At 34.8% G+C, this 26,442-nt stretch carries 20 protein-coding genes and 2 pseudogenes; 11 read left to right on the top strand and 11 right to left on the bottom strand.

The features are described from left to right. Window positions 1–237 (top strand): annotated as a pseudogene (locus tag BLQ19_RS19545) (group II intron reverse transcriptase/maturase); the annotation flags it as partial. Window positions 238–325: 88 nt separating this feature from the next. On the opposite strand, the gene BLQ19_RS19540 reads toward BLQ19_RS19545, so the two are convergent. Together BLQ19_RS19540 and BLQ19_RS19535 are read right to left on the bottom strand one after the other, a co-directional pair. Beyond that, on the bottom strand, window positions 326–1,726 hold the full coding sequence (locus BLQ19_RS19540) for an ADP-ribosylglycohydrolase family protein (protein WP_254788454.1): 1,401 nt from the start codon (window positions 1,724–1,726) through the stop codon (window positions 326–328). Between the two features lie 147 nt (window positions 1,727–1,873). Then, complete coding sequence (locus BLQ19_RS19535; RefSeq protein WP_074539457.1) at window positions 1,874–3,910, bottom strand: kojibiose hydrolase; 2,037 nt, start codon at window positions 3,908–3,910, stop codon at window positions 1,874–1,876. Between the two features lie 460 nt (window positions 3,911–4,370). On the opposite strand from BLQ19_RS19535, the gene BLQ19_RS19530 reads away from it, so the two are divergent. Beyond that, complete coding sequence (locus tag BLQ19_RS19530) at window positions 4,371–4,703, top strand: single-stranded DNA-binding protein (protein ID WP_029445655.1); 333 nt, start codon at window positions 4,371–4,373, stop codon at window positions 4,701–4,703. Window positions 4,704–4,755: 52 nt separating this feature from the next. Here BLQ19_RS19530 and BLQ19_RS19525 read toward each other — a convergent pair whose 3' ends face one another. The 6 genes from BLQ19_RS19525 to metE all read right to left on the bottom strand — a co-directional run bounded on the left by BLQ19_RS19525 (window position 4,756) and on the right by metE (window position 13,543). Further along, complete coding sequence (locus tag BLQ19_RS19525) at window positions 4,756–6,045, bottom strand: DEAD/DEAH box helicase (protein WP_029445656.1); 1,290 nt, start codon at window positions 6,043–6,045, stop codon at window positions 4,756–4,758. 299 nt (window positions 6,046–6,344) lie between these two features. Then, a complete protein-coding gene (locus BLQ19_RS19520; RefSeq protein WP_074539456.1) occupies window positions 6,345–6,884 on the bottom strand; it encodes a hypothetical protein in 540 nt (179 codons plus the stop codon). A 150-nt stretch (window positions 6,885–7,034) separates the two neighbouring features. After that, on the bottom strand, window positions 7,035–7,766 hold the full coding sequence (gene rluF / locus BLQ19_RS19515; RefSeq protein ID WP_024479736.1) for a 23S rRNA pseudouridine(2604) synthase RluF: 732 nt from the start codon (window positions 7,764–7,766) through the stop codon (window positions 7,035–7,037). Window positions 7,767–7,866: 100 nt separating this feature from the next. Next, window positions 7,867–9,213 (bottom strand): hypothetical protein, encoded by a 1,347-nt coding sequence (locus BLQ19_RS19510; protein WP_139150293.1) that lies wholly within the window; start codon window positions 9,211–9,213, stop codon window positions 7,867–7,869. Between the two features lie 250 nt (window positions 9,214–9,463). Further along, complete coding sequence (locus BLQ19_RS19505; protein WP_074539454.1) at window positions 9,464–11,017, bottom strand: NAD(P)/FAD-dependent oxidoreductase; 1,554 nt, start codon at window positions 11,015–11,017, stop codon at window positions 9,464–9,466. A 204-nt stretch (window positions 11,018–11,221) separates the two neighbouring features. Next, window positions 11,222–13,543, bottom strand: a complete 2,322-nt coding sequence (gene metE / locus BLQ19_RS19500; RefSeq protein ID WP_074539453.1) for a 5-methyltetrahydropteroyltriglutamate--homocysteine S-methyltransferase — start codon at window positions 13,541–13,543, stop codon at window positions 11,222–11,224. Between the two features lie 168 nt (window positions 13,544–13,711). Between metE and BLQ19_RS19495 the strand changes: the two genes are divergently transcribed. After that, the gene (locus BLQ19_RS19495) at window positions 13,712–14,173 is read left to right on the top strand and encodes an Lrp/AsnC family transcriptional regulator (RefSeq protein ID WP_024479739.1); all 462 of its coding nucleotides are present in this window, start codon (window positions 13,712–13,714) and stop codon (window positions 14,171–14,173) included. A gap of 5 nt (window positions 14,174–14,178) precedes the next feature. On the opposite strand, the gene BLQ19_RS19490 is transcribed toward BLQ19_RS19495, so the two are convergent. Continuing rightward, on the bottom strand, window positions 14,179–14,565 hold the full coding sequence (locus BLQ19_RS19490; RefSeq protein WP_034665558.1) for a response regulator: 387 nt from the start codon (window positions 14,563–14,565) through the stop codon (window positions 14,179–14,181). Window positions 14,566–14,567: 2 nt separating this feature from the next. Beyond that, window positions 14,568–16,145 (bottom strand): sensor histidine kinase, encoded by a 1,578-nt coding sequence (locus BLQ19_RS19485; protein ID WP_074539452.1) that lies wholly within the window; start codon window positions 16,143–16,145, stop codon window positions 14,568–14,570. A 400-nt stretch (window positions 16,146–16,545) separates the two neighbouring features. On the opposite strand from BLQ19_RS19485, the gene BLQ19_RS19480 reads away from it, so the two are divergent. The 5 genes from BLQ19_RS19480 (at window position 16,546) to BLQ19_RS19460 (ending at window position 19,825) form a co-directional block, all read left to right on the top strand. Further along, entirely contained in the window at window positions 16,546–17,877 is a 1,332-nt protein-coding gene (locus tag BLQ19_RS19480) for a 2TM domain-containing protein (RefSeq protein WP_074539451.1), read from the top strand. Window positions 17,878–17,986: 109 nt separating this feature from the next. Next, window positions 17,987–18,289: a 2TM domain-containing protein gene (locus tag BLQ19_RS19475; protein WP_034665566.1), complete on the top strand. Its 303-nt coding sequence runs from the start codon at window positions 17,987–17,989 to the stop codon at window positions 18,287–18,289. 25 nt (window positions 18,290–18,314) lie between these two features. Next, window positions 18,315–18,650 carry a 2TM domain-containing protein gene (locus BLQ19_RS19470; RefSeq protein ID WP_074539450.1) on the top strand — a complete coding sequence of 112 codons (336 nt, stop codon included), beginning with the start codon at window positions 18,315–18,317 and terminating at the stop codon, window positions 18,648–18,650. 1 nt (window position 18,651) lies between these two features. Further along, window positions 18,652–18,996, top strand: coding sequence for a 2TM domain-containing protein (locus BLQ19_RS19465; RefSeq protein ID WP_074539460.1), 345 nt, complete (start codon window positions 18,652–18,654; stop codon window positions 18,994–18,996). Window positions 18,997–19,069: 73 nt separating this feature from the next. Further along, window positions 19,070–19,825 (top strand): LytR/AlgR family response regulator transcription factor, encoded by a 756-nt coding sequence (locus BLQ19_RS19460; protein WP_024479746.1) that lies wholly within the window; start codon window positions 19,070–19,072, stop codon window positions 19,823–19,825. Window positions 19,826–19,915: 90 nt separating this feature from the next. Here BLQ19_RS19460 and BLQ19_RS19455 read toward each other — a convergent pair whose 3' ends face one another. Then, entirely contained in the window at window positions 19,916–21,103 is a 1,188-nt protein-coding gene (locus BLQ19_RS19455; protein WP_029448352.1) for an LETM1-related biofilm-associated protein, read from the bottom strand. Between the two features lie 175 nt (window positions 21,104–21,278). Here BLQ19_RS19455 and BLQ19_RS21665 point away from each other — a divergent pair. From BLQ19_RS21665 to BLQ19_RS19435, 3 genes and pseudogenes are all read left to right on the top strand, one after another. After that, window positions 21,279–22,670: pseudogene (locus BLQ19_RS21665) on the top strand (DUF4331 family protein). Window positions 22,671–22,753: 83 nt separating this feature from the next. Next, window positions 22,754–24,031, top strand: a complete 1,278-nt coding sequence (locus BLQ19_RS19440) for a tetratricopeptide repeat protein (protein WP_074539449.1) — start codon at window positions 22,754–22,756, stop codon at window positions 24,029–24,031. A gap of 9 nt (window positions 24,032–24,040) precedes the next feature. Further along, a complete protein-coding gene (locus BLQ19_RS19435; protein ID WP_025614359.1) occupies window positions 24,041–26,269 on the top strand; it encodes a TonB-dependent receptor in 2,229 nt (742 codons plus the stop codon). Window positions 26,270–26,442: the final 173 nt, after the last annotated feature.

Genomic DNA, 26,442 nt, shown 5'->3' with positions numbered 1-26,442 from the left:
TGGCTAAGAAACCGATTGCGGTACTGTATATGGCACCATTGGAAGAAACCAGAACGGAAGCGGAAAAACCTAATCCGTTTAGGTGTAAACCATAACACCGCCTATGCTTGGAGTCGCACAAGAATGGGAGGATGGGCAGTAGCTCAAAGCCCTATTTTAGGGACTACAATTACCATTAAAAGGTTGAGAATGAGAGGGTATGTTAGTTTAATCGAGTACTACAAACGAGATGTATAATTATTGAACCGCCGTATACGAGACCCGTATGTACGGTGGTGTGAGAGGCGCACTCCGTTCCTAATTAGGGGCGGAGCCGTCTACTCGATTAGCACCTGGCTATTTTGTACTTGTCACTTAATTTATTAGTTAATTCCTCAATATCTTTTTTTCTTGCAATTTTACCAATCCATTCTTTAGGTATTGAGTTAATGCCATAAAAAAGTCCAGCTAATCCACCAACTACGGCTCCAGTTGTATCTGTATCTTCTCCTAGGTTTATTGCTTTCAAAACAGCTTCTTTATATGATTTTGTTGTCAATAAACACCAAATTGAAGCCTCAAGTGTATGAATTACATAACCCGAAGATTGAATAGAGTTTTCTTGCAATTCTGCTAAATTACCTCCCGTTATTCTATCAAATAATTCTATTTCTTTAGGATTTATATCCATTTCTTCTGTTAGTTTTAGTAGAGAATGGTTTGCAACTTTGTAAGCATCTGTTATTGGGTATTTAATCTGAGAACTCAGAAAAGAGGCAATTTCAAGGTAATAAAAACAAGCTAAGCAAGACCTAATATGTCCGTGGGTAATACTTGAAACCTTTTTAATTAATTCATATTTTTCTTTTCGGCCTTTAATTTTCTGCACTTCAAAAAGTAACGGTAGAATTCTCATTAATGAGCCATTCCCATTTGAATTTTCTTCCCAACTTCCCGCTAATTCAGCTTTTTCTCCTTTTTTTAACCTAATTATGGCTTCTCTTGTTGAAATACCAATATCGAATACTTTTCCGTGAGGTGTCCAATGATTTTCATAAAACCATCTAACAAAACTATTCCCGATTTCTTGAAGGTTTAGTTCTTTTGTTAATTCATCTGCAAGGCAAAATGCCAAAGAGCTATCATCAGACCAAGTCCCTTCTGGTTGATTGTAAGTTCCAAACCCAATCATATCGGTTAATGGATTTTGTTTTAGATAATCTCTGCTTTTGAATTCTACAGGAACGCCAAGTGCATCTCCAATAACTAAACCCCAAAGTCCATTCTTTACAGGGTTATTTATTTCTCTGTTTGAGAGATATTCAATGTGATTTTTGAAGCTGTAAATATTTCTTTCATCATCTGCTTCTTTGTACTTCTCAAGATTTTGTTCAACGCTAAATTCATTTATTTCACAACCACTTTCATTAAGATTCAGTTTTGCTTTAAAAATTTCGTAACCTGTCCAAGAACGGTTAAAATAGATAGTATCATTATTGAAATAAACAAACCATTTATCTTCCATTTGGTTTGGAACTAACCCTAATTTTAGTTTATTTAATTGCTCAAAATTTAAAAACATAGATACATCCAGCCTTTTTGGATTATCCATTGGAATAGTTTTCCATTTGTCTTTAGTTGCTATTTCCATTTTTTTTCTGCTTGGTGCTAGCGATACGGCTATGGCAAGTAGGGCAGGTGATAAGCACTTATCTTTCCGCCAAGCCCGTAGCCAAAGCTTTTGCATTTTGTTTTTATTTTATCTACTCTAAAAGCCAAATCAAAAGATTTGGCGGACTTCGCAAACACTCCCAAGCCTTTAAAATATAACGCTTTATGCTCTATTTGCTATAGGCATTGTTGGCATTTCGTTTTTCTACTTTTCACTATTAATTCATCTATCAATTCGGTAAGTTTTTTTATCAGCGCCAACACCTTTTATGGTTAATGATTTCCATTCTTTTGGAAGAATAGGATTTTTTTGAATAATTCCATCATCGGTGATATCTAAACCAGCAAATCCAAAGAGAACACTTTGTAACATTCCACCTGCACCCGTTGCAAAATATGAAAAATTAGAAGTTGCTACCTCAGATAAGGCACCAAAAGGAGCTTGTTGATTAGGCACGTAACTTTCCTTAAATAGGCGGTAGGCATTCGTTACATCACCTTGTCTTGCATATAATACTGAAAAAATTGACTTACCCATTGCAGGACCTTCTTTTGATAATTTTGGCTCGTAATATTTCAAGTCTTTTAGTATAGATGCTTTATCATTAATTATATTTAGAGGAAAAGAAAGCAAGTTTACATCTGCCTGTTTAATGATATCCCCATTATAATTTTCATGTTCTTTAGTAGTACCGTCTTTAAGTTTCAGAATTTTAATTTTTTCTGAAACCAATTGCCACTCTGGGTTTGGTATTTCTTCAATTTCTATAGCGGCTTTTATTGCAAATTCTAAAGCAGTAATTGCCGCCCCATTTGTGAAAGCATTGTCGTTAACATTGGGTGCGAATTCATTGGCTCCAACAACATTATTAATAGAGTAACTGCCGTCATTGTTTTCAGTAACTCTACTTACCCAAAAATCTGCTACTTCTTTCATTAAAGGATATCCTTTTTGGGTAAGCCACTTTTTATTTTGAGTAACCCGATAATAGTTCCAAAATGCAATTGCTATGTCTGCAGTAATATGATGTTCAAATGGACCGGTAAGTGCAAAAGGTGGCGTTGCCTCTTCACCAGTATCATCACTCTCCCAAGGAAACATTGCCCCTTGGTAACCATAATTTAATGCTCTCTTTTTTGCAGGCTCAAGTCGGTCAGAACGATAATTAACTAAAGAGCGGGCAATATCTTGATTAAACATTAATAACGGCGGAAACATCCAAAGCTCGGTGTCCCAAAAAATATGACCATTATAAGGTGTTTGTAACGAGAGACCCATTGGTGCGATGCTTAAATCTGAATCTCCACGACCAAAAGCATACAAATGATATAATGCTAAACGCACGTCTTGTTGCGATTGCAAATCTCCCTCAATAATAATATCTCCATCCCATAATTCATTCCATTGTGCTTTATGCTGAGCAAGTAATACTTCTTTTGAATTCAATAAATTGAAGATGACCATTCTTTCCGATTCTGATTTTGGGTCAGAAAAATCTTTGGTAGTGCATTGAGCACCAGTCCATGCGAAATCTAAACTTTCATTTTTCTTAATACTATAATGAAATGATAACGAGTTTTCATAGTCTGATATAACGTTGTGAGTTAATTCTGGTCGTTCATGTTCTCTAGAAAAATTTATGTTGTGCCATATGAATGTGCCTGATGTACTGACGAGATGTTTTTCAAATGGACTTTTAGCAACAGATTGCAAAATTGGCATGGTGGTTTCAACATCTTTTAATATTTGGAATGTGTTTTTTGGACTTTGATACTCTTTAGGTGTTATTATTTTTCCAGTAACCTTTACGTCAATTTTTTTAGTAGCCTGAACACTAATATCTATATAACCAGTATACTGTAAATTGCGAAGGGCATACACCGTACAAGAAATTTTTGCTTTATCTTTAAAGTTGAAATTTGTAGTTAAGGCAGCACTTTTCATATCCATTGTTTGTTGCCAATTGGAGATATTATCTTCTGCGATTTTTTCGCCATCAATGTACATGTCAAGATTGCCAAAATTCATTCCATGAAGAATCTGGCTAACTTTTAAGTTTGGGTCAACATCATAGACATTGTTTAGTACAACGTGCTGTATTTGAAGAGGCTTAGAGGAGCTAAGCATTCCTATTCTACCATTTGCAATGGCAATACCTGTATAGTCTGAATTTTCATTTGTACTTATATGCCAGCCGTCATTTTGAGCAGTTATTATTGAACTTGAAATAATTAATACTATAAAAAATATTTTTTTCATTACTGTTTGTTTTTTAAATGAATGCCAACAATTGTATAATGAACATATGTTCATTATACCGCCAATTTAAGATATAATGAACATATGTTTTATATATCTTTTATATTTTTCTAAGAATCAAGAGGGTTTTTTAATTATTATAATTGTTGTCAATAATTGGATATACATTATTGCATATATCGGCCCTGTGTGCCTAAGATAATACTAAGGCGTTAAATTTTCTATTAATTAGATATAAATTATTGGGGTATAGACTGTAAATGCTATGTGTAAATGAAAAATTGCTCTAATCTAAAAGCAACCACAAACGTTTACAAACGTTTGTAAACGAAAGTAACTATTTCCAAACCGAATCAAATCCTACGAGCTTTTTAAGTTTGCAGTGTCAGAACAATAGGGTTCCGATAGTCTTAACTGTTAACCATTCCTGAGCTTGTATCAGGAGCTAAAAATTAAAATTATGAACGCACTTAGAAATTCAGTACAGTTGATTGGTAATTTAGGAAATGATCCAGAAATCGTAAATTTAGAGAGCGGCACCAAGCTCGCTAAGTTTACCATTGCTACCAGCGATTCTTATAAGAATGCTCAAGGCGAAAAAGTAGAAGATACCCAGTGGCACAACATTGTTGCGTGGGGGAAAACAGCAGAAATTGCCGAAAACTTTTTGGTCAAAGGAAAACAAGTAGCGGTAGAAGGTAAATTAATGCACCGGTCTTACGAAACCAAAGAAGGGGAGAAGCGCTACTTCACAGAGATTAGATGTAATGAACTATTAATGTTGGGGAAGTAATTGCCCAATAGTGTAAAAGTAAAAAGCCTTGCGTAATGCAAGGCTTTTTTTGTTATTTAGGTCCGTCGCTAGTACGATTTCTATTGCGGTTCCTATTTTTATTTCTGTTGTTAGAATTACTTGGTTTCTGACCACTGTTTCTAGAACGGCTCTGCTGTCCTTGTCTCTTTGGTCTATCATCGGTATCTGCTTCAACAGGTCTGCTACCATCATCTTTAAAAGGATGATCTGTAATGGTAGGAATAGTTTGTTTAATAAGCTTTTGGATGTCTTTTAAATACGCTCTTTCTTCTCTATCACAGAAAGATAAAGCTACCCCACTAGCATTTGCTCTACCCGTTCTACCAATACGGTGTACATAAGTTTCAGGTACATTTGGTAAATCATAATTTACCACTAATGATAAATCATCAATATCAATACCACGGGCAGCAATATCGGTAGCTACTAGAACCGTTAATTTACCGTCTTTAAAATCTTTTAAGGCATTTTGTCTTGCCGTTTGTGATTTATTACCGTGTATAGCCGCAGCATGGATGTCTGCCTTGTCTAGTAGTTTAACAATTTTATTTGCACCATGTTTTGTTCTAGAAAAAACTAAAACTGCTTTGGCATCTTTTTCTTCAATTAAATGAATTAAAAGTTTAGCCTTATCGCCTTTAGGAACAAAATAAATAGCTTGCTCTACTTTTTCAGCAGTAGCTTGTTCTGGTTTAATGGTTACCTGCTCAAATTCTCCCAATATTTTTTGAGACAATTCTACAATGGTTTTAGGCATGGTAGCCGAAAAGAAAAGCGACTGACGCTTTGCGGGTAATTTGGCGATGATTTTTTTTACATCGTGTATAAATCCCATATCAAGCATTTGATCTGCTTCATCTAAAACTACGTGTTCCAAATCTCGTAAGGAAATAAACCCTTGGTTCATTAAATCTAACAATCGACCTGGAGTCGCAATTAATACTTCTACACCTTTCCGTAAGGCATCTGTTTGCTTTCCTTGCTTTACACCGCCAAAAATTACGGTGTTTTTAATACCTGTAAAACGGGCATATGCTGTAAAACTTTCACCAATTTGGATGGCTAACTCTCGTGTTGGAGTAACAACTAAGGCTTTTATCTTTCGTTTACCTACGCCGCTATTGTTCGTGTATAAGTGATGTAAAATGGGAATACCGAAGGCTGCTGTTTTTCCAGTTCCTGTTTGTGCAACGCCTAAAAGGTCTTTACCTTTAAGTAATATTGGAATTGATTTTTCTTGTATTGGAGTAGGATTTTCGTAACCTTCTGAAGCTAAAGCTTTCAAAATAGGTTCTGCAATCCCTAATTCTTTAAATGTCATGTATTTTATAATAAGCCACAAAGGTAGGGGAATAGTTCGGATTTATAAGTTTTTAAGAGTTTGATCTATAGTATTCGTCTACCATGAGCTGTAGGAAGCACGTAGTATATGGTGCAAAGCGGAATATAGACGTGTGCCGATACGTATTTGCAGGCAGTGAAAAGGAGTAGGAGTAGGGTTGCTTAGAAGCAACTCAGTGCGGTACTCGTATCATCGTGAACTAAGCACACATGAGCTTGTACCCGTACCGCACTGGAATACTATTAATATTATGATGCAGCCGAAATTGCTGCTATACTTTAATTGTGGCTAATGATAAAATAATCAGCTTGTAATAATGGCGTTCTATTGTCAAATTCAAAATCTATAAATTGAGCGTCGTCTTCCTCAAGTTTTGTTTTTACAGTACTTCTTCCAATTTCTCTATCGGTAGCATCAAAAGCTTTTAGCTTAAGCTTTTTATCAAAAGCTTTGTCCGCGATAAGATATACGGTAACCTTTTTTATATGGGTAGTATCATTATAGAACTTTTCTGTTCTTCCAATTTCAAATGTTTTCAAAAATGTTGTGTCCGATAGTACTTTGGCTTGATTGATACTTTTATCATACCCAGAAGTTAAACCTTTAAAAGCTTCTCCAAGACCTTCACTTGCAGATTCTAAAGCTTCCTTACCATCAGTCTTCAGGGCATCTCCTGCGCCTTTTAGTAATTTAGATTTTATAGAAACAAGGGCATTACCTTCCTCTTCTGCTTTTATTTTTTTCTCTTCAGTACTCAAGCAAGAGGCTAGTAGTAAGGTCAGGCATGCTGTAATAGCAGTAAGTTTTAGGTTTCTCATTTTAGTTTGGTTTTTTGTTTGTAATCGGTTTTTATATGCTTGTCAACAAGGGTATTAACGTAATAATAGGATTACTATTTTATAAAATTAGGTATAAATTCCATAGTATTAGGGGTAACACCGCATAGTTGTGAGGCTATAGGTGCTAAACTAATCGTGCGTTTTGGCAGATTCTGCTACCAAGCGGTTAATTTCAGAGAGCTCAGCTTCTGTAAGGTCGCGGTATTTCCCAACTTCCAGATCTAACTCTACATTCATAATCCGCACACGCTGCAAACGCTTAACGCGATAGTCTAAATGATCACACATTCTTCTAATCTGTCGGTTTAGTCCTTGTGTCAAAATAATACTAAAGGTATATTTATCTATGCGCTCTACTTTACAAGGTCTGGTAACCGTGTCTAGTATAGGTACTCCGCTACTCATTTGGCGTAAGAAATCAGAATTTATAGGTTTATTGACCGATACAATATATTCTTTCTCGTGATTGTTACGGGCACGGAGAATCTTATTGACAATATCGCCATCATCCGTTAGGAAAATTAATCCTTCCGAAGGTTTATCCAAACGTCCTATTGGGAAAATACGTTTTGGGTAGTTTATAAAATCGATAATATTATCTTTTTCTACACCTGTATCTGTAGTACACACAATACCTACAGGTTTATTAAAAGCAAGGTAGGTGTGTTTACCTTTAGGCTTTCCTATCAGTTCTCCATCTACTCTAATTTCATCAGCAATAGTTATTTTGGTTCCCATTTCAGGAACTTTACCATTGATGGTGACTCTGCCTTGATCAATAAGCTTATCGGCTGCTCGTCTAGAGCAATAGCCAACTTCGCTTAAATATTTATTTATTCGGGTGGGAGTAGTCTCTGCCATTATTTTTTTGTCTGATGCGAAATTACGAGAATAAAGTCAAAGTGAAAATGATTTGATAATTTCATCTTTGAAATTACAAATTCTTTTAAAATTTTTATTATTATCTTACTATTAGAAGATCGTCAGAACTTTCAGGTTGATAATACATATTAAGAGATATTCTACCATAATTTAAATTCCTCTCAAAATTATCACCACTAAACTGAAGCATATCAGTATAGTCTTTTATTTTGGTTATAACTACTTTACCGTTCGCTCCAAATTCAATTTCGAAATCTTTGTTGACTTCATACCTAGTGCTTTTTTTTTGGATAGTAAGTATGTTTTCCCAATTATCTCGAGCAGTTTGGTTACTATTGTCGTTTTCTATTTGTTGCACCTCGAAATGCTGTTGGTAAAGTATTTCATTGATTACTTTTTGATCGTTGGATAAGATGGCTTTGCCTAATTTATCATATAATGCAATTATTTTTTCTTTTAAATCAGATTCATTTCTTAAATCTTTACCCTTACTCCAAGCCTTTGGGTAATAGGGAAGAGTAGAGTCAAAATCTAATTTAAACTCGAGAGGTTCTATTCCTGAAATTTCTGTAAATTTTATTTTTTTTAAAGTTTCTCGTGTATTAGAATCTTCTATTTCTATTATAATTTTTGCGTCTTCCTGAAACTTCTTTCCTGCTTTACCGTTTTTTAGAGGAGCAGGCCTTGCTACTATTTTGAGCATTGAAAGTTTTTTAGTAATCCAATAATTTAAAGAAAAAGTACCATATCCAACTGATTTACCCATGTAAATATCATCAATAGAGACATCGGTAACGCAACCGTATGCAAAGACTCTCAAGATGTAATTTGTTTGATTTTCAAATTTGGTTATATCTTTTTGGATGTTTGCAAGTGGTACATCATATATTGGGGCGTAGGATACCGTGATATACGCCATGTCATCGCTTCCCAAATCTGAAGCACTAACTCCATTTACTAGCACAATATCTAGTTCTGCCTCTTGGTTTTCTATGTCCCATTTAAAACGAATTCCGTCACCAAAATTTCTAGTCAATTTTGCTAGACCATACTTTTTTTCTGCAACCGCTAAAAATTCTTTTGCGGCATAATTCAAAGTATCGGAGATTATCTTTACTGTATTTCCTGAAAGTACTACAGAATAAAGAGGTACACCACCGTAATGCATACCTTCTTCTCTGATTATACCATTATGATCTTTGTGTAAATCACCTGATTCAAAATCTAAATCATCACTAGCTTCTTTTTCGATAGTTTTTACGAAATCCTCATTGTATTTATCTCTATTTTCAAGAATAACTCTAGTAAATAGTTCGTGTAATTCCGTACGAGAGTTCACTTTAGAAAAATCATATCTCTGTTCTTGACCGTAAAAAGAAAATGAATTATAAAGTGCAAAGAAAAGTAATAAAATAGTATTCTTCATAGTTAATGCTTTTTCGTACATAATAACATAGGTGTTAGAGGTTGGTAATTAATACCTATACAATTACAACCATTTTCAAATGATCACTTGTCAAGCTTATTACAAACTCTCCAAAGTATGTTTTCAATTTTAAACACACCTTAATTATTTTATTGAATAAGTCGTGGATAAATGATTTAGAGGGCACAAATATTTTAATACGATAAGTTCATAAATGCTATATTTTTTAAAAGGAATATACTGGTTATACTTAAAGTCCGGCAATAGCGGCTTCTGCGCAACGCTCGCCATCCATAGCGGCAGAAACAATTCCGCCAGCATAACCACCACCTTCACCACAAGGAAAAAGACCTTGGATTTCTGGGTGCTCTAAATTTTCTTTTCTTGGGATGTTTACCGGAGAAGATGTTCTAGATTCTACCCCAACAATATTGGCTTCTGCGGTATAGTATCCTTTCATTTTTTCACCAAAAGCAGCGAAACCACCACGTAATCTACTACCAATTAGTTTTGGTAAGAGGGAGTGCATAGGAACCGATTTTAATCCTGGTTGATAGGATGTAGCATTTAAATCTGCCGATAGTTTTCCTTCCACGAAATCCGTCATACGTTGTGCAGGGGCGGCTTGTGTTCTACCGCCAGCGGTAAATGCCAAACGCTCTAAATCTTTCTGAAATTCTAAGCCTTTTAGAACGCCATGTTTTTCATACTTGCGCAAATCTTCATCGGCATTAATTTCTACCACAATACCCGAGTTGGCATAGAGGTTGTTTCGTTTTGAAGGAGACATCCCATTGACCACAACTTCTCCCGGTGCGGTAGCTGCCGGAACAATAAATCCACCAGGACACATACAGAAAGAGTAGACGCCTCTATTTTTTACTTGCGCTACTAAACTATAAGATGCTGCAGGTAGCAATTCATTTCTGCTGCCGGAGCAATGGTATTGAATGCTATCTATAATATGCTGCGGATGCTCTACCCGAACCCCCATAGCAAATGATTTTGCTTCTAGTGCAATTTCTTTTTTATGTAACAGGTAATAAATATCTCTAGCGGAATGGCCTGTAGCAAGAATGACACGGTTTACCGCCATTTCTATTCCGTTTTGAAGCTGAATGGCTTTTATTTTGTTATTCTGAAGGGTAAAATCTACCACGCGGGTATCAAAATGAATTTCGCCACCGTGGCTAAGAATAGCTTCTCGAATATTTTGAACAATCTTAGGAAGCTTATTGGTGCCGATATGTGGATGCGCATCTATTAAAATCTGCTCCGTAGCACCATGGTGTACTAAACTTTCAAAAATTCTACGAACATCGCCTCGTTTAATACTACGGGTATACAGCTTTCCGTCGGAATACGTGCCTGCACCACCTTCTCCAAAGCAGTAGTTAGAATCTTCGCCAACAATATGCTCTTGGTTAATGGCTTTTAAATCACGACGCCTGTCTTTTACATTTTTTCCACGTTCTAGAACAATTGGTTTAAACCCTAATTCTAAACAACGAAGGGCTGCCCACATTCCTGCAGGACCAAAACCTATAATATGTACTTCTTTAGCTTTAGAGACATCTTTATAATCAAAAACGTATTCTGGAATTTCAGAAGGCTTTTCATTGATATATACTTGAAGCTTGTAATTAATATAAATTCTAGGCTTACGGGCATCAATAGATTTACGTAACACTTTTACGACGATATCTTTTTCGTCTGCACCAACATGTTTTGCTGCTTTTTTAGTAAGGATACCTTCTATAGTTTCTTCTTTTAAAGAAACGCGAAGCTGAAATGTTCTAACCATGCCACAAAATTAGTTCAATTTCTATTAAAAAGAGCACAAATATGAGCTAGGCTGTTATTGTATTGATTTTTAAAGGCCTGTTTACAATTTAAAACAAATTTTTTTAAGGGCATTATATAAGTCGGTTTAGATAATCAGGAAACAAAAAAGTCGCTTCTTAATTTCTTAAGAAGCGACTAAAAACTAAACTATACTCGATCTAATCTAATAGGAAACAGCTACGTTTTCTCTGCATTCTTGTGCAGCCGCTACCATTTCTATTAATGCTTTTTTGGTTTCCTCCCAGTGTCTTGTTTTTAAGCCACAATCCGGATTAATCCATAAGTGCTCTGGAGCAATATATTCTTTAGCTTTTGCAATCAATGCTACCATTTCTGAGCGGTCTGGAACCCTTGGTGAGTGAATGTCATAAACTCCAGGTCCAATATCATTAGGGTATTTAAACTCTCTGAAGACATCTAAAAGCTCCATCTGTGATCTGGAACATTCAATCGTAATTACATCTGCATCCATCGCTGCAATATGCGCTATGATATCATTAAATTCAGAATAACACATATGTGTATGTATCTGTGTGTCATTTTTCACGCCTCTAGCCGCAATTCTAAATGCTTTTACAGCCCAATCTAAGTACGCCTTCCAATCAGCCTTACGTAAAGGTAAGCCTTCGCGTATGGCAGGTTCATCTATCTGAATAATAGAGAGTCCTGCTTTTTCCAAGTCTACTACTTCATCACGGATGGCTAAGGCTATTTGCGTGCAAGTTTCTGCTCTTGGTTGGTCATTGCGAACAAAAGACCATTGTAATATGGTAACCGGCCCTGTAAGCATTCCTTTTACAGGTTTTTTAGTGATAGATTGTGCAAAAGAAGACCAATATACGGTCATTGGATGTTCTCTAGAAACATCGCCATAGATAATTGGTGGTTTTACACATCTACTACCATAACTCTGTACCCATCCAAAACTAGTAAAGGCAAAACCGTCTAACTGTTCTCCAAAATATTCTACCATGTCATTACGTTCAAACTCACCATGAACTAAAACATCTAAGCCTATTTTTTCTTGAAATTCTATAGTCTCTCTGGTTTCTTTCTCTATAAAGCTATGGTAGGCTTCTGGAGTGGTATTTCCTTTTTTGAAATTAGCACGTTGACTACGTACTTCTTTTGTTTGAGGAAAAGAACCAATAGTGGTGGTAGGATATAGAGGTAAATTCAGTGCTTTTTGCTGAATGACTTTACGCTGTGTAAAACCAATTAATCGTTGATCATCTGTTTTCGTTAATCCCTTTACGCGCTCTTTAACGGCTGGGTTATGAATACTTTTTGAAACTTTACGTTCTGCATTGGCAGCACTGTTTTCAGAAACCTTCTGTAAGGTTTCTGTTAAGTTTACTTTCGTAATAAAATTTCTTATAGTATTTATTTCCTCTAATTTCTGTTTAGCAAAGGCAAGCCATTGTTTTACATTGGCACTTAAGTTCACTTCATTGGTTTCTAAGTCTAAATCGCAAGGCGAATGCAGTAAAGAACAAGAAGGCGCAATATAGAGTCTTTCTTCACCTACATGTGCAATTGCTTTTTGGATTAAAGCTAACGAGTCTTCAAAATTGTTCTTCCAAATATTTCTACCGTCAATGACTCCTAAGGATAAATGTGTGTTCTTACGTAATTTTTTTGAAGCTAAAATATCATCTAACTGCAAAGAACATCGTACTAAATCTAAATGCAAGGTGTGTACAGGAAGTTCTAATACCATATCTAGATTTTCCCCAAAACAATCAAAGTAATTAGCCAGAACAATTTTTAGGTCAGGAAATTTATCGGCGATAGTTTGGTACGTGTACCGTATAGCTTCACGGTCTCTATTCGTTAAATCTGTCGCAAGAAAAGGCTCGTCAAACTGAATATATTCAACATGTAAGGCCGTTAATTCTTCTATGATTTTTAAATAGGTAGGAAGCAGATTCGCTAAAAGATCAATACGATCAAAAGTGCTTTCTTTTTCTTTACCTAATAATAAGAATGATACCGGGCCAATAAGTACCGGTTTTGTGGTGATCCCTAAAGCCAATGCTTCTTTATATTCTTTTACAATTTTAGAATTTGCATAAGAGAATGTTTGGTGGTCATAAAATTCAGGAACAATGTAATGGTAATTGGTGTCAAACCATTTTGTCATTTCCATGGCGGTAAGGTCTATCCCATCTTTTTGGATACCTCTAGCCATCGCAAAATATAAATCTTGAGGGGTAGCATTGTTTTTTTGTAACTGTTCATAACGCTTAGGAATAGCGTTTACGGTCATACACATATCTAATACTTGATCGTATAAAGAAAAGTCATTGGAAGGGATAATGTCAATGCCTTTTTCTTGTTGAAGCAGCCAATTTTCAGTTCGGATGTTTTTTGCAGTTTCTTCTAACTCGGTCAATGTTGCTTTGCCAGACCAATAGTTTTCTAATGCCTTTTTAAGCGCTCTGTTGCTACCAATTCTTGGGTAACCTAAATTTGTTGTTTTCATTACTACCTGTTTTGCGTATTAGATATTATGTCTTCACAAAATTACTTTTTATCATATTTATATCTGCATAATGTTCTTGGATAAGTTTATTTAGCTGTTTTAGTGCTATTATTTAGATAAAAATAAATATTTTTGTTGGGGAAACGTACCTCACTAGAATATTTGTCTATGGAAAATTTAGATCTAACAGATTTAGCACTGCTTAAATTGTTGCAAGAAAACTCCAACTACACCACAAAAGAGGTTGCTGCACGTGTAAATTTATCTGCAACACCGGTATATGAGCGCTTGAGAAAATTAGAAAAAGAAGGCTATATTAAAAAATATGTGGCCCTGCTAGATGCTGAGAAGTTGGGAAGAGAATTGATCGTGTTTTGTAATATTACCCTGAAGCAACATACCAAAGCAATTGGTAATAAGTTTGTAACAGATATTATTGCATTGCAAGAGGTAACGGAATGTTATAATATTTCTGGAGATTATGATTTTATGCTTAAAGTATTGGTGAAGAACATGAAAGATTATCAAGATTTTGTTATTAATAGCTTAGGTTCTGTAGAAAATATAGGTAGTGCCCATAGTACTTTCGTCATAGGCACCATAAAACATACCAATAGCGTGCCCTTGTAATTAGCTTACATAAAAGATAATTCTACGAGTTTTTCTTCAATGACCGCAAATTCCGTGAGCAGTTTACATTCATCTATAGGTTTAAAGATAAAGTGAATAGGATCTGCTTTGTGTGCTCTTACGATAGTGGCTTGGTCAGAATTACCGGTTAGAAATACAATAGGAATGTTGTATTTCTCTTTAATAATTTCTGCGACCTCTATGCCATCTAGTCCAGGGCCAATACCAATATCCATGAGGATAACATGGGGTTTAAAGTCTTCTAATACCTGCAAGGCTTTATCTGCGTTATTAGCGGTTTTAACCGTGTGTTCTCCGCAGCCTAGAAGAATTTCCTCTAGAAACATTTGGATAATAAAATTATCTTCGACGATGAGAATGCTACATTTCATAGTTATGAGAGTTCTTGAATTTCTTGGAACGTGATAATAAAAGTGGTTCCGGTTTGTAAGTTGTCTTTTTCTATGTTACCGTTTAGTTGCAACACCAATTTATGAACCAGTTTAAGTCCTAAAGTGTCTGTATCTCTAAATTTCACTTTTTTTGGAAATCCTTTTCCATTATCACCTATGTGAAGTAGGAAAGAATTGTTCGCTTGTTTTTTCAACGATATGGTGATGATGCCTATGTTATCATTGAAAGCGTATTTTAAAGAGTTGGTAACCAGCTCATTGATGATTAGGCCTAGCGGAATAGAGGTGTCAATATTAAAATAAATTTCATCGACCTCTAGGTCTAGCGTTATTTTATTCGTACTTCCTTTCATGGAAATAATCAAACCATTCACCAACTGCTTTAGGTAATCAGCATAATTAATTTTACTCAAATCATCACTTCTATAGAGGCTTTCATGTAGTAACGCTATAGATTTTATACGGTACTGGCTGTATTTGAGCATACTTTTCACGTCTTCGTCTTGAATGTAGCGCGATTGTAGGTTTAGTAAGCTGGTAATCACCTGAAGGTTATTTTTAACTCTGTGGTGTATTTCTTTTAGCAAGGTGTTTCTTTCTTCTAATCGAAGATTTACAGCATTATTTAAGGAAGAAATGTGCTTATTTTTATAGTATAAATTATGAATGGTAAACATGAAAAACAAGAGTCCTAGATTTAAAAAGATAGAAAAGTAGATGGTATTCTTTTTGTTGACCTTTATTTTGTGTTGTACTTCTGGTGAATGCATTGAGGTATACAAAGTCCAATCAGACATGCCACCGATAGTGATTTTTTTTACATTGTAAATGGGGTTATCGTTTCTATCTTTTTCGGTTAGATCTACGGTAGATTTTGTATATAATTCATTTTTATTGTGTTCGTCATAAAATATTTCATTGGTATTATTAAGGATGCTAATATTTTGAGTGCCAATGCCATTTAACCAAGTAGCAGCATTTAAATTTAAACCAACTATGCCTAATAAATTGTCGTCTGGATCAAAAATTTTTGTAAAAAACCGAACGGTCGGCCTGTAAGGCGTTTCTATAATATTGTTTTCTATGTTAAGGTCTATATTAGAAACAAATGTTTGCCCTTTTTTTAATTTTAAAGTTTTTTGAACATAGTAGCGGTTAGACTTGTCCTCTAAGTGTTTATTCTCGTAAATAGAAACATTATTATACATGTTCTCTACCTTGAGTAATTCTTTTCCGTCGGGATCAATTATGCGGGCTTGAAAATAGTCATCTTCATTTTTTAAAAAATAATAGAATATAGGACCAACTTCCTTGAAAGATTTGGTTTGATTATAATTCGCTTCAACCAGGTCTTTGAAAAAAAGTACTTTCTTCTTACTGGTTTCGTATAAATTCAACAATTGCTCATGGGCAGATTTAAGCTCTGCTTCTGAATCGGCTAATTCTATAGCTAATAAATTTTTCTCGAATTTATTAATTCTAATAACGGTAATTACCCAAATAGCCACACTTAGAATGGCAAATAATGCAATGGATATAGCAATTAATTTCTTACTCATAAACCTTTTACAGGATAAACAGCATATAATTTTTTTAAATTGGGGAGTCTTAATAATACTATAAAAATATTATATTAACAAAAAAAAGACTACAAAAATTAGAATATCCCTTTCGGTTTTTGTGGTCTTTTAAATTTTCTTTATATCGAGAATAAATCAGAATTATTTTGCAAGCTGCATTCTATCCTTGGAAACCTACATTTCGGTAGTCTTTTGTTTTAATATTCGAGCTATAATTTCAAATTTGTATAGGAACTATTTAAAATAGATAACTTTATGATTTGAAGTGATTGGAGGTTCGCTGCTTAGCTTTTGCTATTTTTGAAGCAGTACTCTTATTTTCTAAGTCAGGGAGTGCTGTATTGTAAATCGTTTTTTTAATGATTTAATAAATTTTGAAATGAAACAAGTATTAAAAATTGTACTAAGAGGTATGCTAATAGGCATCTGTATTGTAATTATAGATGTCGTAATGAATATTTTATTAGGGAGCGCTGTGAGTTTTGATGCACAGTTTGTAAATAACCTACAGTACTACTTCCTGTACTCGGTGAGCTTAACGGTCTTAAATACGCTTTTTTTTAGGTATTTAAATGATAAAGTGGTTTGGGTGAGGTTTAAAAGATTTAGACTAATTATTGGAGCTTTAGGAGGTGTCTTGTTAACTATGTTGGCTGTTTTTCTAATTCGATTTTTTATAGAGGTACTTATTGGAGGCGAAAGTTGGAGTACTTTTATTTGGAGTGAAAACCCTAGATTCTATATTTTTTGCTTGTTGATTACCTTGTTGGTCACTATCATTTTTCATGCAGTTTATTTCTATAGACTCAGTCAAAATAAAAAAGTAAAAGAACAAAAGATTATAGCCAGTACGGCATCGGCCAAGTTTGATGCTTTAAAAAATCAGTTAGATCCTCACTTTCTTTTCAATAGTTTAAATGTATTGACAAGTTTAATTGATGAAGACCCGCATCAGGCACAAAAATTCACCACCTCCTTATCAAAAGTATATCGGTATGTGTTAGAGCAAAAAAATAAGGATTTAATCTCTGTAGATGAGGAATTGCAGTTTGCAAAAACCTATATACGCCTATTAAAAATGCGCTTTGAAGACAGTATTATCTTTGAAACTCCAGACCAAGCTAGTAATCCAGAGGCAAAGATTGTTCCTTTGTCCTTACAATTATTGCTAGAAAATGCAGTAAAGCATAATGTGGTTACTTCAGAACGGCCCTTACACCTCCGTGTATTTGAAGAAAACGGACAATTAGTGGTGAGTAATAATTTGCAAGAGAAACAAGTGGTTAAAAAGAGTAGCGGTGTGGGGCTAAAAAACATCCAAGAGCGCTATAACATATTATCCAATAGGAAGGTGGCTATTCTTAAAACAGCTTCAGATTTTAGAGTAGAACTTCCGATGTTAACAAAACAGGTTTCTATGAAGGAAACTCAAGAAGATTATCTTGAAGATAAAAGATATCAAAAAGCAAAAGAACGAGTAGAGAAAATAAAAGGGTTCTATGGAAACCTGATGTCTTATTGCATTGTTATTCCTATTTTGATATTCGTGAATTACAACACTACCAGCTTCCCTTGGGTAATATTTCCGGCCTTAGGTTGGGGTTCTGGTCTTGTTGCACATGGAATGGAGGCTTATGGCTACAATCCGTTATTTGGACGTAACTGGGAAGAGCGTAAGATGCGAGAATATATGGATGATGATCAATTTTAAGCGTAAATAACAATTCAGCATTAAAAAGATACAACTCAGTATTTTGTATTTAGAAAAAAGACAAGATTAGAACATCTTTGAAGTATTAAAAACAACTAAATAATCAACAATGAACAATTCAGATACCGATACTAAATATTTTAGAGCCAAAGAACGTGTAGAAGCGATAAAGGCTTTTTATAACAAAGTTTTTAAATACATAGTAGCTATTGTAATTACCGGAAGTATTAACTATTACCTTAATGAATGGAGTAACCCTTGGTTCTTATGGGTGGTCTTAGGAGTCTCTATAGCCACAGCTGTAAAAGCCATAAAACTCTTTGGATACGACGTGCTTATGGGAAGAAATTGGGAGCAGCGTAAGATAGATGAGTTCATGAAAGAAGAGGAAACCAAGAAAAGATGGGAGTAATAATACTAAACTAAAAAAACTACAGATGAAAACATTCACGACACAAGAAGATAAGAGAAAAAGAGCAGAACAACGTATCAAAGCTTTGAAAGGATTTTATATTCACTTAACAGTATATATCCTTGTTAATATTATGATTAGTACCGTTAGCGTTGTAGGAAACATGAGCTCAGGAGATAGTTTTATAGAAGCATTTACCACTTTTGGCACCTTTTCTACTGCGATATTTTGGGGTATAGGGGTCTTTTTTCACGGAGCAAAAGTATTTGAATTTAATCCGTTCTTTAGTAAAGAGTGGGAGGAAAGAAAAATCAAGCAGTATTTAGAAGAAGATACGAATGAAATTGGTAAATACAACTAATATGGATCTTGATAAGAGAACAAAATTAGAGCGAGCTCAAAAACGAGTTGCAACAATAAAAGGTTTTTATGATCATCTTACGATTTATGTAATTATAAATATTTTAGTGTTTATTTTTAAAGGAAAATTTATCATTACCCTGTTGATTAAAGAAGCCTTGGGGAATCCTCAAATCTTAAATTGGATTGATTGGAATGTGTATGGAATACCAATTATTTGGGGAATAGGAGTATTGATTCATGGCGTCATCGTTTTTAAAATCAGACCAAGTTTTTTGACCCACTGGGAAGAGAAGAAAATTAAAAAATACATGAACGAAGAACAAGAATCTTCTAGTAGCTTATAATTAAAAAAAATAGGGATTGTAGTTTTTTGAAACCCACCAATAGCCTTTAAAATAAAGACCAAAAAAAGACCAAATGAAAACAATTATTATTGAAGATGAAAAGCCATCAGCGAGAAGATTAAATCGATTACTTGAAGATTTAGGTGTTGAGGTATCTGTGCTTTTGCATTCTGTTGAAGAGGCTATAAATTGGTTTCATAATAATGAACACCCCGATTTAATATTCTTAGATATTCAACTTTCAGACGGACTTTCGTTTGAAATTTTTGAAGCGGTTGAAGTTAAAAGTGCTATCATTTTTACTACTGCTTTTGATGAATATGCACTCCAAGCTTTTAAGTTAAATAGCATTGATTATTTGTTAAAACCAATTGATGATGAGGACCTAGAAATTGCCGTTAAAAAGTACAAATCTTTAGCGCCAAAAAAGGAGAAATTAACCCTTGATTTTGAAGACATAAAAAAGCTACTTGTTAACCCTATTGAACGCGAGTTTAAAAAACGTTTTACAACCAAAGTAGGGCAGCATCTAAAAATCATAAATGCAGATGAGGTAGAATGTTTTTACAGTGAGAATAAAGGTACCTATGCATCAACTACCGAAGGCAGAAATTACCTTTTAGAAACTACCTTAGAGAATTTAGAAGAAGACCTAGATCCAAAAATATTTTTTAGAGTAAGTCGCAAATTTTACGTCAATGTCAATTGTATAAAAGATATTGTATCTTACACAAATTCTAGGCTGCAAATCAAATTAATGAAGTTTAATGAGCAAGAAATCATCGTAAGTAGAGAGCGTGTTCGCGATTTTAAGCTTTGGTTGGAGTAGTGTGTGTTAATAAACTGGATTTAAATAGCTTAAATATTCAAAAAAGTCACTATAGGTTTTTCTTATAGTGGCTTTTTTGATGCCTTTTGCTTATTCATCTACCCGATTGTCATCAAAAGCAGATGGCAGAAGTTTCGGGATTAGTTTAATGAAAATAGGAAGCAAAACAGCACCGCCTGGTAAGATAAAAATGGCTAAGGATGGAATGCTTTTAAAGATATCTAGGAGCTGATTTTGGACTTTTTTCTTCTCCTCTTCCGTAAGATCTTTGACGGTAGATTTTGATAAAAGGGCGACCAATTCTTTGCTTTCAGAAAGCTCTTTTTGCAATCTTTTACTATTTCTTAAAATCAATTTATTTACAATTTTAGACATGCTATCGTAAAATTGAACCGCTAAATTATTGTTTTTTAAATGTGGAATTTGACGTGTATTTTGTTCAAAAAAAACAGCTACTTCTTCTATAGATTTTAGGATGGCTTCAGACGGTATTCCAAGGTCTTTTCCAATGCCAAAAATGAACTCAGATTCTTTGTATTCTAGCGACTGATCTTCCCACACTGTTAAGCAAGCAACATCTAAAAAATAGGTGTTTTCTCGCGGTGTAAAATTGTTAATTAATTTACGCCTATAGGTGCCGTCAAAACTATCTTGAGTGCTGTCAATAAATGTTAAGGACGATTCAAAAAGCTGCGCTAATTTTGCGTCGGTTTTATTTTTTTGCTTAGAACTTAAGGTATGGTAAATTATATTTATGGTAATGTACTCTAACTTTTCTGCATGCTTTTTTGGGTCTGATTTTAGTTCTAAATAGTTCTTAAAAGTTAAGACATCAATGTATAATAATGAGTTTGTAATAATGCTATTAAAATTTTTACTGATGACATTATCGTCTAAATAAATTCTAGATTCAATGAGTTTTTCGAGCTGCGATGAGGTCTTTTTTCCGGTTAAAATTTTGTTCAAAAATGAAATTTTATTGATGCCAAGTTGGTTATAAAACTCAAATATTTCTTCTAAAAAACTGGAGAAAGTTACCGTTTTACTTTTCTGTCTATAGGTAAAATATAAGGCGGTAAGTAAATTAATTTTTGCTTTTTCATCTTCAGAAAGGGGATGTTCTGGATGTATAAATTCTGGAATACTTACGTTAATTCCGTAAATGAATCCAATATTTTTTAAGTGTGCATATAGTTCATCAAAGTTATCATAGAGCTCATGATAATCTTTTACAAGGTGTCCAAATTTATCTATCCAACCTGATGCTGAAGGGTTCATTGATCAATCATTTTCAAGCTGCAAAATTACTACAAAACTAATTAGTATATCCTACTGAAGTAGAGAATCTTAGTTCCTTTAAAAATCATGTTAACATATTTTTAACATTTAAAACCAAACCCTAGTTTCATTTTCTCGTAAGTGTTGGGGAATAAATAATCTAAAAATTAAAATCATGAAAAACACAAAAATGTATTTTGGTCTAGCACTTCTTGCCGTTGCGGGTACCATTTTAGTTGCAGCAGATCATATTGATGCACCTTCTTCTAAAGGAACATCGGCAGATATTGCCGATTTCTATGCCTTTGAGCCAACTACAGGTTCAGACAATACTGTATTTATTGTAGACCTACAAACAAGCGTATTACCAGATTTGGCCTATGGAACATTTGATGAAAATGTGCTTACTGAGATTAATATAGACTTGGATGGTGACCTAGTAGAAGATAAAGTAATCCAAGCAATACCTAGAGATGGTTTCATGTATTTCTTTGGTCCTGTTGCTCCATCACAAAAAGGATTAGACAGTCAAGTAGCAATAGATGCGCCTTTAGGAAGTGTAGAAATTTCTGAGGTTTCTGCAAAAACTACGACAACAGCCTCAGGTGTAAAGTTATTTGCCGGTCCTAGACAGGATGCTTTCTTTTTTGACTTTTTTCAATTTAACGCCGTGATAGGGGGCAATGCTCCTTTAGGCTTTAAAGAGGCTTCTGAAGCAGAAGACACCTTTGAAGGGGCCAACACCATGTCTATAGTAATAGAAATTCCTAATACCATGTTAGGGACTACTACCGCTAAAAATGCTTTGGGTCTTGAAGTATATAAGACTTGGGTTACTTCAAATAAAAAACAATAATAATCTATCATTTTAAAATATAAACTTATGAAATTTTCAAATATACTATACGCGTGTTCTTATGCCTTAGCGTTGTCTTTTTTCACTTCTTGTAATAATGACGATGACAACCAAAGTACCATGTTACCCAATGCAAATGCAGATTTTTCAGGAACCTATTCTCAGGTAGATCATATGGGAAGACCCGGTATAAATACTGTTTTAAGTGCAGATGATGCTACAAAAGATAGTCAGAATAGAACTTTGCCAGCAGATATGGCAGTAGCTTTTCAGGCTAGTTTTGAAGCTAGATTAGAAGCCTACCATGATGTATACGCTACTATATTAGGCGCAGACCCTGCAGCCGTAAATTATGAAAACAATATTTTAGGTTTAGATATAGCCAGCTTAACAGGTTATTTGGCTGCAGATGTTTTAGAAGTGGCTCCTAATTTACCTACTACGTATTTTAATCCAGGTACAGATGCAGATATGGATGGGAGAATCCTTGTGCCAGACGGAGACGAAGTGGCTTTAACCGGGAGAACCATTCAAGATGATGTTATTGATGTATCCTTGATTCTTTTATTCGGAGGAATGGAAGGGGATCGTTTTAGTGGACAAGACACAGATGGTGATGGTATGGCAGATTTGCCAAGACTAACTTCTGATGGTGTTAGTATTACGGCTAACCCTACAACTACCTTTCCTTATTTAGGAAATCCTGAATAAGGTACTATGAAGAGGAACTATAAGAGGGTGTGAAAACCCTCTTATATTTTAAGAATTAAGCCTAATTACAAATAAACCACCCTATGAAATTTAGCATCCTAACCTTAATTTTTCTCGTAGTGCTTTCTTGCAATTCAAAAGAGAATAGCACCATTACTAAAGCGGAAGATTATAACGCTTACTTACCTTCTATAGCACCCAAAACAACATCAAAATATTTTGAACTTTGGAATGCTAAGATTAAACCAGACAGTATTCAAATTACCAGTTTTGGTATCGTTGCAGGGCAATATGAAGCCTATTTTAAAGCAACAGGAGATATCTCTTATTTGAAAAAATCTGAACAAGCCTTAGAAAAAGCTGTAGCTATAGCCGCCACAGGAAGAGCGGGCTACCGTAGAGCATTGGCACGTAATTATATAGCACAACATCGATTTAAAGAAGCTTTGGTCCAAGCGAAGGAAGCAAGGGCAATTGGTTCGGGATTACGAGAAACCCAGAATCTTTTATTTGATGTGCATATGGAACTAGGGAACTACACATTAGCAAAAAACTACTTGGATAGCATTACCGATATTACGAATTTTGATTTTTTAATTCGTGCCGCAAAATGGAACGATTATAAAGGAGATTTGGCAACGACTATTAATTACATGGAACAGGCGAAAGATAAAGCCGAAAAAACCTATACAAAGGCTTTAATCTTATGGTCTTACACCAACCTTGCGGACTACTACGGACATGCAGGCAGACTTTCTGATTCCTACAAATACTATTTAAAATCTTTAGCATTAGATGCAGAGAATGCCTATGCAAAAAAAGGAATTGCTTGGATTGTTTTTTCTCATGAAAAAAATCCGAAGGAAGCCTTACGAATTTTAGATTCCGTGACAAAAAACTACCATGCGCCAGATTATTACTTACTAAAGGCAGAAATAGCAGCGTATATGGATAATACGGAAATGAAACTCCTCAATATAGATGAATACATTAAGAGCGTAAAAAATACGTCTTATGGTGAAATGTACAATGGGTATACCATCAATCTCCATTTAGAGGAAACCAAGCAATGGGATAAGGCTTTAGAATTAGCGAAAAGAGAAGTAATTAATAGACCTACACCAGAATCCTATCATTTTTTCGCGTCTAGTTACTTAAAACTAGGGCAAAAGAAAAAAGCTTTAGCTATTGTCACAGAGCATATAGAAGGAAAGTCTTATGAGCCGGCATTACTTTTTACCTGTGCTGAAATTTACAAAGCCAACGGATTAACTAATAAGGCGAATGCGCTTAAGACGGAGTTGTTAGGTGCGGTGTATGAATTAGGACCAAGCTCAAAAGAAAAAATAGAATCACTTTAAAAATACCTTATGTATAAAATTTTCGCCCTATTATGTTGTTTTCAAATGGTTCAAAGTAGCTATGCACAAACAGTGAAGGGAAAACTGATGGATGCAAAAAGCAATCCTATTGAAGGGGCGTATATTTTAAATATACATTCCGAAAAGCACACCCATAGTAATGAGTTAGGGTATTTTAAATTAGAAGATAATGAAGTAGGAGATACGCTTCGTATTGGAGCATTAGGCTATAAAAAATTAAATTTTGTTATTCAAAACCTTTCGGACAACCAGCGCATCGGTATTCAATTGATAGAAGAATCTTTTGAGTTAGATGAGATTGTTATTAGACCTACACTAAATGGGTTAAATGTAGTTTCTGCAATCGATTTAAAAACAACTCCCGTAAAATCATCACAGGAATTATTGCAGAAAGTACCCGGTTTAATTATTGGTCAGCATGCAGGGGGCGGAAAAGCAGAGCAGTTATTTTTAAGAGGTTTTGATATTGATCATGGAACAGATATCGCTATTTCTGTAGATGGAATGCCCGTAAATATGGTATCCCATGCGCATGGCCAAGGGTATGCCGACTTACATTTTGTAATTCCAGAAACCTTAGATCAAATAGATTTTGGTAAGGGTCCTTATTATGCTGGTAAAGGTAATTTTGCAACGGCTGCTTACGTAGACTTTACGACTAAAAAGCATTTAGATAAGAGTATGCTTCGGTATGAAGTAGGAGATTTTGGATGGAACAGGGCCTTAGGAATGTTTAATTTGGTGAGTTCCGATACAGACCATGCCTATGTAGCTACCGAATTAACGCAATTTGATGGCGCTTTTGATTCGCCTCAGAATTTTTCAAGACTCAATCTTTTTGGGAGGTATAGTACCCAATTTGCAGACGCTAGCACACTAGCTATATCTGCGTCACATTTTACCAGTACCTGGGATGCTTCGGGCCAAATACCTGAACGTGCTGTAGCCAGCGGATTAATTTCAAGATTCGGAGCTATAGATGATACGGAAGGTGGTACCACTAGTAGAACTAATCTTAACGCTTCATTGCTGAAGGTTTTAGGTGAGGAGACTTTTATAAAATCAAATGTGTTCTATGCTAACTATGCATTTGAATTGTATTCTAATTTCACCTTCTTTCTAGAGGATCCAGAAAATGGTGATCAGATAAAACAGTTTGAAGATCGTGATATATTTGGATTTAATTCTGAATTGCAAAAGAACATGACTTGGAGCACATCTGAGGTATTGCTAAAAGCAGGAGTAGGGCTAAGGGCAGATTATAATAATGATGTAGAATTATCACACACCTTAAATAGAAAAACAACAATAGAAAACATTCAATTAGGGAGCATCAAAGAAACCAATAGTTTTGGGTATGCAAGTCTTGATTATACCTTAGGCAATTGGACTATAATTCCGGGATTGCGATTGGATTATTTCAATTTCCAGTATACAGATGATTTACAAGAAACGTATTCTAATACATCAGAGAACAAAGCTTTTCTAGCACCAAAACTAAATGTGCTGTATTCTAGCAGCCAAGAACTACAAGTATTCCTAAAATCAGGAATAGGGTATCATTCCAATGACACGCGGGTGGTAGTTGCTGCAACCGAAGAAGAAACACTTCCTGCTGCTTATGGGGTAGATTTCGGAGCACTTTGGCGTCCTACGCCTAAAGTATTTTTAAATGCAACTGCCTGGTATTTGTATTTAGAGCAAGAGTTTGTTTATGTGGGGGATGCTGGTATCGTAGAGCCTAGTGGTAAAACCGAACGTTTTGGGGTCGATGTAGGCGTGCGTTATCAATTAACCGATTGGTTGTTTTTTAATACAGATCTTACGCTTACAAAAGCACGAAGCATCGAAGAAGCATCTGGAGAAGATTATATTCCGCTTGCGCCAGATTTCACGATGGCAGGAGGGTTCAGTGTGCTTAATTTAGGACGGTTCTCAGGAGGTATCAACTATCGTTTTATAGATGACCGACCAGCAAATGAAGATAATTCAATTGTGGCAGAAGGATATTTTGTAAGTGATGTAAAGCTTGATTATCAAGTTTCTAAAAATTTAGGAATTGGTATTGCGGTAGAGAATCTATTGGATACAGAATGGAATGAAACGCAATTTGCAACAACATCAAGGCTTCAGAATGAAATAACACCCGTAGAAGAAATTCATTTTATTCCTGGAACGCCATTTTTTCTAAAAGGAAGTTTAACCTATACATTTTAAATAAAACGCAAAAGGCAGTGGTTGCTTTTGTTTTTAGGTTGAAGCCTCGTAATTGAAAAATTACGAGGCTTTTTTGTTGAAGTGTATTATTTCTAGGATAAACGGTAAAACCTAGTTTAGAAATTTCTCGTAAGTAGTTTTAATTGAGATACCTACTATTAATTTTTAACCTA

The organism is Cellulophaga baltica (assembly GCF_900102165.1).
Classification (GTDB): Bacteria; Bacteroidota; Bacteroidia; order Flavobacteriales; family Flavobacteriaceae; genus Cellulophaga; species Cellulophaga baltica.
This window is presented reverse-complemented; position numbering and strand designations above follow the sequence as displayed.